The organism is Caballeronia sp. ATUFL_M2_KS44 (assembly GCF_023630965.1).
GTDB lineage: Bacteria > Pseudomonadota > Gammaproteobacteria > Burkholderiales > Burkholderiaceae > Caballeronia > Caballeronia concitans.
In genome coordinates this window covers 1-239 of the sequence record NZ_JALQEA010000065.1, presented here as the reverse complement: position 1 = coordinate 239, position 239 = coordinate 1, and the positions used below count along the sequence as shown (strand labels likewise).

1 pseudogene is annotated in these 239 nt (G+C 68.6%); it reads right to left on the bottom strand.

Annotation, left to right across the window (positions count from 1 at the left end):
- Nucleotides 1-239, bottom strand: a pseudogene (locus NCR39_RS27735) (MFS transporter); the annotation flags it as partial.

The window sequence follows — 239 nt, the reverse complement described above, 5'->3', positions numbered from 1 at the left end:
ATGCCGACCGCCGCCGCGGCCTGTCCGAGCACCGCCGTCGGCATGCTCCAGAAGAGCGGCGGAAACGACAGCAATCCCGCATTCGCGATGCACAGCGCGATCATGCCGAGCCACAGGTTGTCATGCCAGAGCACCGACAGCGACAAGCCCACCCCGCCCATCAGCAGCAGCGCCGCGACGTGCAAGCGCCGCTCGCCGCGCTTGTCCGCGCTGCGGCCGAACATGACCATCACGACGAC